Source organism: Nemorincola caseinilytica, assembly GCF_039540515.1.
GTDB classification, from domain to species: domain Bacteria; phylum Bacteroidota; class Bacteroidia; order Chitinophagales; family Chitinophagaceae; genus Nemorincola; species Nemorincola caseinilytica.
Window position 1 is genome coordinate 137,733 of sequence record NZ_BAABFA010000024.1, and the last position, 12,420, is coordinate 150,152.

Annotated in this window: 7 protein-coding genes; 6 read left to right on the top strand and 1 reads right to left on the bottom strand. The window is 51.8% G+C overall.

The genetic code is table 11. The annotated features are described in order from the left end of the window. Nucleotides 1–281: 281 nt before the first annotated feature. The 6 genes from ABD843_RS15325 (at nt 282) to ABD843_RS15350 (ending at nt 11,684) form a co-directional block, all read left to right on the top strand. Nucleotides 282–1,355: an anhydro-N-acetylmuramic acid kinase gene (locus ABD843_RS15325; RefSeq protein WP_345085095.1), complete on the top strand. Its 1,074-nt coding sequence runs from the start codon at nt 282–284 to the stop codon at nt 1,353–1,355. Between the two features lie 337 nt (nt 1,356–1,692). Beyond that, complete coding sequence (gene rpoB, locus ABD843_RS15330; protein ID WP_345085098.1) at nt 1,693–5,505, top strand: DNA-directed RNA polymerase subunit beta; 3,813 nt, start codon at nt 1,693–1,695, stop codon at nt 5,503–5,505. Between the two features lie 46 nt (nt 5,506–5,551). Then, on the top strand, nt 5,552–5,902 hold the full coding sequence (locus ABD843_RS15335; RefSeq protein WP_345085100.1) for a four helix bundle protein: 351 nt from the start codon (nt 5,552–5,554) through the stop codon (nt 5,900–5,902). Nucleotides 5,903–5,950: 48 nt separating this feature from the next. Further along, nucleotides 5,951–10,273, top strand: coding sequence for a DNA-directed RNA polymerase subunit beta' (gene rpoC, locus ABD843_RS15340; RefSeq protein ID WP_345085103.1), 4,323 nt, complete (start codon nt 5,951–5,953; stop codon nt 10,271–10,273). Between the two features lie 144 nt (nt 10,274–10,417). Next, nucleotides 10,418–10,999 (top strand): M949_RS01915 family surface polysaccharide biosynthesis protein, encoded by a 582-nt coding sequence (locus tag ABD843_RS15345; protein WP_345085106.1) that lies wholly within the window; start codon nt 10,418–10,420, stop codon nt 10,997–10,999. A 40-nt stretch (nt 11,000–11,039) separates the two neighbouring features. Further along, a complete protein-coding gene (locus ABD843_RS15350; protein ID WP_345085108.1) occupies nt 11,040–11,684 on the top strand; it encodes a M949_RS01915 family surface polysaccharide biosynthesis protein in 645 nt (214 codons plus the stop codon). Between the two features lie 14 nt (nt 11,685–11,698). On the opposite strand, the gene yihA is transcribed toward ABD843_RS15350, so the two are convergent. After that, nucleotides 11,699–12,322: a ribosome biogenesis GTP-binding protein YihA/YsxC gene (yihA, locus tag ABD843_RS15355; RefSeq protein ID WP_345085110.1), complete on the bottom strand. Its 624-nt coding sequence runs from the start codon at nt 12,320–12,322 to the stop codon at nt 11,699–11,701. Nucleotides 12,323–12,420 lie beyond the last annotated feature (98 nt).

A 12,420-nucleotide genomic window follows, 5' to 3' on the forward strand; every position in this document is an offset into this window, starting at 1 on the left:
TAGCATTTTCGCTGATAATACCCGCGCGACAGCGCGGACATTGGATCTCCCTCTCCATCGGAGAGGGCTGGGGTGAGGCTGAAGGAGCGAAGATCTGAAATATACCTAAGAAGAAAAGGGAAGTAATTGGTAGCACAATGTTTATAATTTATTTTTTATAATTGACCTCCTCTCCTCATGATCATCGCATTAGCGATGATCATGAGGAGAGGTCCCTAACAGCCCTTCTCCTCCCCTCGGGGGGAGGTCGGGAGGGGCTCTTTCTGATAATGATCTACAAAGTGATAGGCCTAATGTCGGGTAGCTCGCTCGATGGCCTGGACATAGCATATGTGCAGCTAGAAGAAGTACGTGGCAAGTGGGAATACACCATTCTGCAGGCAGAATGTATACCTTACGACCGGCAGTGGAGCGCTGCCCTGAAAGGCGCTGCGGCCTTACCTGTGCCCCATATGCTGCGCCTGCATACCGCCTATGGCAGGTATACCGGCGAGGCCGTTCGCGCCTTTATGGAAAAACACGACCTGGAGCATAAGGTGCATTTCATAGCCTCGCACGGGCATACCGTTTTTCACGAGCCCGCCAGCAATACCACCTTCCAGCTTGGCGATGGGGCTTCTATAGCCGCTATTTGTGCGCTGCCCGTCATCAGCGACCTCCGCGCTATGGATGTGGCACACGGTGGACAGGGTGCGCCCATAGTGCCTGTGGGCGACAGGTTGCTGTTCGGCAGCTACGACCTCCTGCTCAACATTGGTGGCATAGCTAACATCACCATCCGCCGCCCCGATGGCGACCTTGCATTCGACGTATGCCCGGCCAACCAGGTCATCAATGCGCTTGCCGGCAGGGTAGGGAAGACCATGGACGAGAACGGAGCCATAGCGCGTACCGGTAGTATCCTTCCCGGTATACTGGCCACGCTGGAGGCTGAGGAGTATTATAGCCAGGTGCCGCCCCGTTCGCTCAGCAATGAGCAGGCAATGCAAATGGCCGATGCCCTACTTGCAGACGATACATCTGAAATAAAGGATCTGCTGCGTACTACCACCGCTCTCATAGCAGGCCGTATCACCGATGCTGTTGTTCGTTATGCCCCTAGCAGGGAGCAGGCCACTATGCTGGTAACAGGTGGGGGAGCGTTCAATACCTTCCTGGTAGATGAATTGCAGACGCTTTTAGCCCCCTACGGTGTTACTTTGTCCGTTCCTGATGCTGCCGTGGTACAGTACAAAGAGGCTCTTGTCATGGCCCTTATAGGTGTATTGCGCTGGCGCGAGGAGGCGAATGTCTTTTCTTCTGTCACAGGATCGTCAAAAGATAGTGTAGGTGGTGCCCTGTGGCTGCCCGGCTAGTTTGGTATCTGTATTATTTATTTGCGATAAATTATTCATAGACAGCTTTCTACCACCTACGCAAAAGCTGCCGGAACAGCGCTTATAAATATTAAGGTAAAATAAATTCACCCCTACTTTACTAGGTTCCGGGGTATAAAAGGATGTCTTTTAGATATTTTGGAATATTTTTTGCTTAATTAATACCCATTTTATATCTTTGCATCCCTTTTTCTAAGGAACAATACGTGCGCGCAACTGTTTTTAGTATTTTTTGATATTGCAGATCACCTGTAAGGGTAGGCTACGCCTGTCTTTCAGGATTTTTTTATTTGTATAAAAGGAGCAACAGACCATTATGGCTATAACGCAAAAAAAGACCGCATCCGGCAGGATAAATTTCGGTAAGATACATGACCCTGCAGCAACACCCGACCTTCTGGCCATCCAGTTACAGTCTTTCCAGGATTTCTTTCAGCTCGAAACGACCCCGGACAAGCGTAACAACGAAGGCCTTTTCAGGGTGTTCAAGGAGAATTTCCCCATCACCGATACGCGTAACATTTTTGTACTCGAATTCCTTGACTATTTCATCGATCCGCCCCGCTACACCATAGACGAGTGTATGGAGCGTGGTCTTACCTACTCTGTGCCCCTGAAGGCCAAGCTGAAACTGAGCTGTAACGACGAGGAGCATGTGGACTTCGAGACCATCGTTCAGGACGTGTTCCTTGGCAATATCCCATATATGACCCCGCGCGGCACATTCGTTATCAACGGTGCCGAGCGCGTTGTCGTTTCCCAGCTTCACCGTTCTCCGGGCGTGTTCTTCGGCCAGAGCGTTCACCCCAACGGCACCAAGATATATAGCGCCCGCGTTATACCTTTCAAAGGTGCATGGATGGAGTTCGCTACGGACATCAACAACGTGATGTATGCCTACATCGACCGTAAGAAGAAGTTCCCCGTTACCACACTGCTGCGCGCCATAGGCTACGAAACAGATAAGGATATCCTCGACCTCTTCGGTATGGCCGAAGAAGTGAAGGTGGACAAGAAGAGCCTGGAAGGCCACATAGGCCGCCGACTGGCCGCTCGCGTACTGCGCAGCTGGACCGAGGACTTCGTGGACGAGGACACCGGCGAAGTGGTGACCATAGAGCGTAATGACGTAGTGCTGGACCGCGACAGCGTTCTGGACGAGGCCAATGCCGAACTGGTACAGGAAATGGGCATCAAGACCGTATTCCTGCAGAAGGAAGAGGTAAGCGGCGACTTCTCTATAATATATAATACTCTTAATAAAGATACCTCGAACTCAGAGCTGGAAGCGGTACAGCACATCTACCGTCAGCTTCGTGGTTCTGACGCGCCAGATGATGAGACCGCCCGCGGCATCATCGAAAAGCTGTTCTTCAGCGACAAGCGCTATGACCTGGGCGAAGTAGGTCGTTACAAGATAAACCGCAAGCTGGGTCTTGATATCAACCTCAATACCAAGGTACTGAGCAAGGAAGATATCATTTCCATCATCAAGTACCTGGTACGCCTCACCAACGGTAAGGCCGAAATAGACGATATCGATCACCTGAGCAACCGCCGTGTACGCACCGTGGGCGAGCAGTTGTTCGCACAGTTCGGTGTGGGCCTGGCGCGTATGGCACGCACCATCCGCGAGCGTATGAACGTTCGCGACAATGAGGTGTTCACCCCCATCGACCTCATCAACGCCCGTACCCTTTCTTCAGTTATCAACTCCTTCTTCGGTACTTCGCAGCTGTCGCAGTTCCTCGATCAGACCAACCCTCTGTCAGAGATAACGCACAAGCGTCGTATATCGGCCCTCGGCCCCGGCGGTCTTAGCCGCGAGCGCGCAGGCTTCGAGGTGCGCGACGTTCACTACAGCCACTATGGCCGTCTGTGTACCATCGAAACTCCGGAAGGTCCGAACATCGGTCTTATATCTACCCTTTGCGTACACGCGCAGATCAATGATATGGGCTTCATCGAGACCCCTTACCGCAAGGTGAAGGAAGGCAAGGTGGACCTGAAGAACTTCCGCTTCCTGAGCGCCGAAGAAGAGGATCTGGCCAAGATAGCCCAGGCCAACGTGCCGATGGACGAAAAAGGCAACTTCGTAGAAGACAAGATCAAATCGCGCCAGACAGGCGACTTCCCGATACTGGACCGCGAAGAGGTAGAATACATGGACGTGGCCCCCAACCAGATAGTGGGCCTCAGTGCATCCCTCATTCCGTTCCTGGAGCATGATGACGCCAACCGTGCGCTCATGGGATCGAACATGCAACGCCAGGCAGTGCCGCTCATCGTTCCGCAGGTACCTATCGTAGGTACCGGTCTGGAGGCCAAGGCCGCACGCGACGCGCGCATACAGATACATGCCGAAGGCAATGGTGTGGTAGAGTATGTAGATGCCGACCACATACATGTTCGTTACGACCGCGACGACACAGCACGTCTCGTATCGTTCGAGGACGACCTGAAAGTGTATTCTCTCACCAAGTACAAGAAGACCAACCAGAGCACCAGCATGACACTGCGCCCATGTGTGCGCAAGGGCCAGAAGGTAAGGCTGGGCGACTTCCTCACAGAGGGCTATGCCACACAGGATGGCGAACTGGCACTGGGCCGCAACCTCAAAGTGGCATTCATGCCATGGAAGGGTTACAACTTCGAGGATGCCATAGTTATAAACGAAAAAGTGGTTCGCGAAGACTGGTTCACATCGGTACACATCGATGAATATGAGCTGGAAGTGCGCGATACCAAGCTGGGTGAGGAAGAGCTGACCCCGGATATACCCAACGTATCGGAAGAGGCCACTAAAGACCTCGACGAGAACGGTATCATACGTATAGGTGCGCACATAGGCGAGGGCGACATCCTTATAGGTAAGATCACCCCCAAGGGTGAGACCGATCCTACTCCAGAGGAGAAACTGCTTCGCGCTATCTTCGGCGACAAGGCCGGCGATGCTAAGGATGCTTCGCTGAAGGCTCCGAGCGGTACCGAAGGTATAGTTATCTCCAAGCAGCTGTTCCAGCGTGCCAAGAAAGATAAGAACTCGAAAGTGCGCGAAAAAGCACAGCTCGAGAAGATAGATAAAGTACACGAGAAGAACCTGGAAGACCTGAAGAACTTCCTGTTCGAGAAACTGCAGATACTGCTGAAGGACAAGTCTTCGGCCGGTGTTACCAACAACTTTGGCGAGACCGTGCTTACTAAGGGTGGCAAGTTCAACTCTAAGACCCTTGGCTCTATCGACTACCAGAACGTGAACCCACTGGGCTGGACAGGCGATAAGGAGACCGATGACCTCATCAACCAGCTGCTGCACAACTATAATATCAAGTTCAACGAAGAGCTGGGTCGCTACAAGCGCGAGAAGTTCAACCTGAGCATTGGCGATGAGCTTCCTGCAGGTGTGCTGAAGCTGGCCAAGGTATACCTCGCCAGCAAGCGTAAGCTGAAGGTGGGCGACAAGATGGCGGGCCGCCACGGTAACAAAGGTATCGTAGCCAAGATAGTACGCGAAGAGGATATGCCGTTCCTTGAGGATGGTACTCCTGTAGATGTGGTGCTGAACCCCCTTGGTGTGCCTTCGCGTATGAACCTCGGACAGATATATGAAACTGTTCTGGGCTGGGCCGGTCAGAAACTGGGTGTACGTTTCGCTACGCCTATATTCGATGGCGCCAGTGTAGATGAGATAGGTAACCTGATAAACGATGCGGGCCTGCCCGAATTCGGTCATACTTACCTGCACGACGGCGAGACCGGCGAGCGTTTTCACCAGAAGGCCACAGTTGGTGTCATATACATGATCAAACTGCACCACATGGTAGATGATAAGATGCACGCCCGTTCTATAGGCCCATACAGCCTCATCACACAGCAGCCGCTGGGTGGTAAAGCACAGTTCGGTGGCCAGCGTTTCGGTGAAATGGAGGTTTGGGCGCTCGAAGCATATGGCGCATCCAACATCCTGCAGGAGCTGCTCACTATCAAGTCCGATGACATCGTAGGTCGTGCCAAGACATACGAGGCCATAGTGAAAGGCGACAACATACCAAAGGCCGGTATCCCCGAATCGTTCAACGTACTCGTTAACGAGCTCCGTGGTCTGGGTCTGGAATTGAAATTCGAATAGTTCTTAAAGTAGATGGTAGAGAGTAGGTAGTAGATAGTCGCTATGTATGAATAATTTTCGGGAACTTATTGTTTGGCAGAGGTCGATCAACTTGGTTGTAAAGATCTATGAGATAACAAAGGAATTCCCAAAAGAAGAGAAGTTCAATTTGGTATCACAGATGCAGCGAGCTGCAACATCGATACCAAGTAACATAGCAGAAGGTGCGGGAAGGAACACGAACAATTTCTTCAAGCATTTTTTGACCATAGCTATCGGCTCTTCACACGAGTTGGAAACACAGATAATTATTAGTAAACAATTGGGTTATATAAATGAAGATGATTGTGGAATGATACTTACAGAGTTGAATAGCATACAAAAAATGCTGTATGCACTTCACAACTCGTTACAGTGATCGAAACAACTATCTACTATATACTAACTACTAAGTACTGACAAGAAAATGGCTATAAAAAAAGATAATCGTCCCCGCGCGGGATTTGGTAAGATCACCATCAGCCTTGCATCACCCGATGCTATCCTCGACCGCTCATATGGTGAGGTGCTGAAGCCGGAAACTATCAACTATCGTACCTACAAGCCCGAGCGCGACGGCCTGTTCTGCGAAAAGATATTCGGCCCTGTGAAGGATTACGAATGCTATTGCGGAAAGTACAAGCGTATCCGTTACAAGGGTATCGTGTGCGACCGTTGCGGTGTGGAAGTAACTGAAAAGAAAGTGCGCCGCGAGCGCCTGGGCCACATAAAGCTCGTAGTACCTATAGTACACATATGGTACTTCAAAAGCCTGCCCAACAAGATAGGCTACCTGCTCGGCGTTAGCTCTAAGAAAATGGAGAGCATCGTTTATTACGAGCGCTATGTAGTAGTACAGTCGGGCGAGGCAGAAGGTATGATCCGTACCAAGCTGAACCTGAAAGATTCTGAGAATACCGATCAGCAACTGCTTACCGAGGACGAATACCTGGAGCTGCTGGATGCATTGCCGAAAGAGAACCAGTACCTGCCTGACGAGGACCCTAACAAGTTCATCGCCAAGATGGGTGCCGAGGCCGTACATATGCTGCTTTCTCGCATAGACCTCGATAAGCTGTCTTACGACCTGCGCAACTCTGCCGCCAACGAAACTTCTCAGCAGCGCAAGCAGGAGGCCCTCAAGCGCCTCAGCGTGGTAGAGGCCTTCCGCGATGCCAATACCCGTATAGAGAACCGCCTGGAGTGGATGGTGATGCAGTACATACCGGTGATACCACCGGAGCTGCGCCCACTCGTTCCGCTGGATGGTGGCCGTTTCGCCTCTTCCGATCTGAACGACCTCTACCGTCGTGTCATCATACGCAACAACCGTCTGAAGCGCCTTATAGAGATCAAAGCTCCCGAGGTCATCCTCCGCAACGAAAAGCGTATGCTGCAGGAAGCCGTGGATTCTCTGTTCGATAACAGCCGTAAGAGCAATGCCGTGAAGGCTGAAGGTGGCCGCGCGCTGAAATCGCTCTCTGATGTACTGAAAGGTAAGCAGGGTCGTTTCCGTCAGAACCTCCTTGGTAAACGTGTGGACTACTCCGGCCGTTCGGTTATCGTGGTAGGCCCCGAAATGAAGCTGCATGAGTGTGGTCTGCCCAAGGACATGGCCGCAGAACTGTTCAAGCCGTTCATCATACGCAAGCTCATAGAAAGGGGTATCGTAAAGACCGTAAAGAGCGCCAAGAAGCTCGTAGAGCGCAAGGAAGCCGTAGTTTGGGATATCCTCGAGAATGTACTGAAGGGTCACCCCATCCTCCTCAACCGTGCCCCTACGCTGCACCGTCTTTCTATACAGGCTTTCCAGCCAAAGCTCATAGAAGGTAAGGCCATACAGCTTCACCCCCTCGTCTGTTCGGCCTTCAACGCCGACTTCGATGGTGACCAGATGGCCGTGCATGTGCCACTGAGCAATGCTGCCATACTAGAGGCACAGCTGCTGATGCTGGCTTCGCACAACATCCTCAACCCTCAGAACGGTACGCCTATCACCCTGCCATCGCAGGACATGGTACTCGGTCTGTACTACATATCTAAGGGCAAGAGGTCTACCGAGACAGAAAAAGTAAAAGGCGAGAACAAAGCCTTCTATAGCACCGAAGAGGTGATAATAGCACACAACGAAGGCCGCGCCGACCTCCATGCCTGGATCAAGGTTCGTGCCAGTGTGCGCGAGGCCGATGGCACTATGGCCACAAAGCTCATAGAGACCACCGTAGGCCGCGTAATGTTCAACCAGTTCGTACCCAAGGACAATGGTTTTGTGAATGCGCTCCTCACCAAGAAGTCGCTCCGCGAGATCATCGGCCAGATACTGAAGAACACCAACATACCAAAGACAGTACAGTTCCTCGACGATATCAAAACGCTCGGTTTCCGTACGGCCTTCCGTGGTGGTCTGTCGTTCAATATCAAGGACCTTTCTGTACCTGATGTTAAGGAGCAACTCGTTGCTGCTGCCCAGGTAGAGGTGGACGAGGTATGGGACAACTACAACATGGGTCTCATCACCAACAACGAACGCTACAACCAGATCATCGATATATGGTCGCGCGTAGATACCCGCGTTACAGAGACACTCATCCGCGAGATGGCCGCAGATAAGCAGGGCTTCAACTCTGTGTACATGATGCTCGACTCCGGTGCCCGTGGTTCTAAGCAGCAGGTAAAACAGCTCGCCGGTCTCAGGGGCCTGATGGCCAAGCCGCGTCGTAGTGGTTCTACCGGTTCCGAGATCATCGAGAACCCGATCCTGTCCAACTTCAAGGTAGGTCTGAACGTATTGGAATACTTCATCTCTACGCACGGTGCCCGTAAGGGTCTGGCGGATACGGCCCTTAAAACGGCTGATGCCGGTTACCTTACCCGCCGTCTTGTGGACGTGGCCCAGGACGTTGTTATCAACAACGAGGACTGCGGTACACTGCGTGGTATAGCCACTTCGGCCCTGAAGGACAACGAAGAAGTAGTAGAGCCGCTCTACGATCGTATCCTCGGCCGTACTTCACTGCACGATGTTTACGATCCGCTTAGCGATAAGCTGCTGGTAAATGCCGGTGAAGAGATAACAGAAGATATAGCCAGGGCCATAGAAGAAAGCCCCATAGATGTAGTAGAGATACGCTCGGTGCTCACCTGCGAAAGCCGCAAGGGTGTATGTGCCAAGTGCTATGGCAAGAACCTTGCTACCGGCTACATGGCCCAGAGGGGCGATGCAGTGGGTATCATAGCTGCCCAGTCCATTGGTGAGCCGGGTACACAGCTTACACTGCGTACCTTCCACGTTGGTGGTGTGGCCGGTTCTTCGGCCATCGAGTCGCAGCTGGCTGCCCGCTTCGATGGTACCATACAGTTCGACGGTCTGCGTACTACCAAGTACAAAGATGCTGAGGGCGAAGAGCAGATAGTGGTAATAGGCCGTACCGGCGAGGTGCGTATAGTAGACGTCACTAACGACCGCCTGCTCATCACCAACAACATACCTTACGGTTCTATACTCAAAGTAGCCAACGGTAAGAAGGTGGCCAAGGGCGATGTGATATGCACATGGGATCCGTTCAATGCTGTCATCATATCCGAGATCAGCGGTAAGGTGCGTTTCGAGAATGTTATAGAAGGTGTTACCTACCGCGAAGAGGCCGACGAACAGACAGGTCACCGCGAGCGCGTGGTAATAGAAACAAAAGATAAGACCAGGATACCTGCTATATGGGTAGATGGCAAGGAGCAGAAGATGTACAACCTGCCTGTTGGCTCGCACATCATAGTAGAGCCCGATCAGGAAGTACACAATGGCCAGGTACTCGTTAAGATACCGCGTGTCATGGGCCGTAGCCGAGACATCACGGGTGGTCTGCCACGCGTTACCGAGCTCTTCGAAGCGCGTAACCCGAGCAACCCTGCCGTTGTTGCCGAGATAGACGGTGTAGTAGGCTTCGGTAATGTGAAGCGTGGTAACAGGGAGATCATAGTAGAGAGCCGCGAAGGCCTGGTGAAGAAATACCTGGTGCCGCTTACCCGCCACATCATGGTGCAGGATGGCGACTTCGTGAAGGCCGGTACGGCCCTCTCTGATGGTGCCACTACACCTAGCGATATCCTCTCTATCAAAGGTCCGTTCGCCGTACAGGAATACTTGGTGAACGAGATACAGGAAGTTTATCGCCTGCAGGGTGTGAAGATCAATGACAAGCACATCGAGGTCATAGTTCGCCAGATGATGCGCAAGGTCAACATCGTAGACCCGGGCGATACCAAGTTCCTTGAAGAAGATACAGTGGACAAGTTCGAGTTCATGGACGAGAACGACTGGATATTCGACAAGAAGGTAGTTATGGATCCGGGTAACTCTGACAAGCTGCACGCCGGCCAGATAGTTACCATCCGCGAGCTGCGCGAAGAGAACAGCGCCCTGCGCCGTGCCGACAAGAAGCTGGTTGAATACCGCGATGCCAACCCTGCTACTTCATCGCCCATGCTGCTTGGTATCACCAAGGCATCGCTGGGTACGCAGAGCTGGATATCGGCCGCGTCCTTCCAGGAAACTACCAAGGTGCTGTCGCAGGCTGCCATCAACGGCAAGCTCGATATGCTGGCCGGTCTCAAGGAGAACGTTATCACAGGTAACCTCATCCCTGCCGGTACTGGTATGCGCGAGTTCGAGAGCCTCGTTGTGGGTTCCAAGGAAGAGTTCGAGCTCCTCCTCGCCAACAAGGATGTCCTCCAGTTCGACGAAGAAGAATAACTTATACACATCAGTTATACAAAGGCAGCCTCATGGCTGCCTTTGTTGTTTATGAGATATGCTAACGAAATAATTACACTGCAATAGCGATCCGTGGTATATATTTACGACATGAAAACATATCTATGTATAACTGTGATGTTTTTGCCATTATTGACCTTCGCAAAACGTCCCCATGCCAAAAAAGCAAGAAAAAGAGCCCTTTCCTCAGAGATAACTTATCCGCGCAAATTCGTGCGTGCCGTAAAATGGAAGGATAATTCCGGCGATAATGTGGTGGTCTTCACCCGTACTAAAAGGTCGAAAAGCGCCAGCCGCCCCGAAGAAGGATACTACGAACAGCAGCTAGAGGTACGCTATTTTCTGAACGATGGTAAACACTGGCGCCAGAAATGGAACGTGCACGACCAGGTGATGGAGTGCGATCATGAAATGGTGGCCAACTATGTAAAGAAGACATTCGCCGTTACCGACCTGGATGAGGATGGAACGGCCGAGGTATGGCTGGTATACCGCACGGGCTGCGGTGTAGATGAGCACCCTGCCAATATGAAGGTGGTCATGTACGAAGGCCAGACCCGCTACTCTATGCGGGGCCGTGTGCGTATGAAGATAAACGAGAACAAGTACGATGGGGGCGAGTATGACCTGGACCCCGGCTTTGCCAAAGTGCCTGCTTTCAAACAATATGCGGTAGACCTTTGGGAGTCCAATTCGGAAAATTGATCACATAAAAAAACATCAGCTCACACATTATATTCCTCACATGAAAAAATATCTGTTCGCACTCCTGCCGCTCATACCTGTAATGGCTGAGGCGCAACCCAAAGTAAAAGAACTTGTACCCAAGACCATACCGTCAGAGGTGTCCTATAATGGCGACCTTGTACAGGCCATAAAATGGGAAGACAAGGTAGGGGAGAACATAGTGGTCATCAGCGAGACCCCCAGCGCACAAAGCATCACCAGGCCCGAGAAAGGTTATTACGAGGCCGCGCTGGATGCACGTCATTTTGTAAGGGAGGAAGAGCACTGGCGCCCCCGCTGGACCCTTCACGATCAGGTGAACGAGTGCAACCTGCAGATAGCGGCTAACTTCGTACAGAACACCTTCGATATCACCGATCTCGATAACAATGGCATTGCCGAGGTATGGCTCGTTTACAAGGTAGGCTGTTACGGAAAGAACCGACCCTCCTTCATGAAGGTGATCATGTACGAGAGCGAGACCCGCTACTCTATGAAGGGCCTTACCGATGTGGGGGCCAAGGGGAAGTACGGCGGCAACGACCGCAGCTTCGATGCCAACTTCAACAAAGGTCCGGCCATTTTCAGGGAGCATGCCACGCAGCTTTGGGACGATAATGTGAACGACCGCGCCGGCAGGTACAAGCCCCGCCAGTTCAAATGACGGTATAGGCCTCTTTAGCCGTTCTGTTCTTTTTCCGCCTCTGCTATGCTCTTGTTCATATCTTCCATGAACGATAGCATAGCTTTGCGGCCCAGGTTCTTCACAGAGCTGGTCATGAAGGTCTGCGGAATGAATTCCCATTCCTTTTTCATAGTTTCTATGAAATGGCGGGCATTCTTTGCAGCATCCTTTTGTGTGCTCTTATCTGCCTTGGTGAATACCACATTGAAGGGAACCTCCCATTCTCCCAGCTTGCGCAGGAAGTCCAGGTCCAGTTTTTGTGGCTCGTGGCGGCTGTCTATCAGTACGAATACCGTTACCAGGTTGGGGCGTTGTTTCAGGTAGTCGGCTATCATGCGCTCCCATGCTGCACGGGTGCTCTGTGCCACCTTGGCAAAGCCATATCCCGGCAGGTCCACTATATAGAACTGCTTGTTCACCAGGAAATGGTTGATGAGCTGTGTCTTTCCGGGCGTGTTGGATGTTTTGGCCAGTTTGCTGTTGTTCGTCAGCATATTTATCAGCGACGATTTGCCCACGTTCGACCGGCCTATGAAGGCATATTCAGGCATGTCGGGTTTGGGGCAATTATCTACTTTGGGGCTGCTGATAACGTATACGGCCGATGTGATATCCATACCTCAAAAGTACGCACCGGCAGGGTATTTACAGCATATTATCCCACATGCCTCTGATCCGTGGATAATTTGAATTATGTAAAATATTATATGTGTAT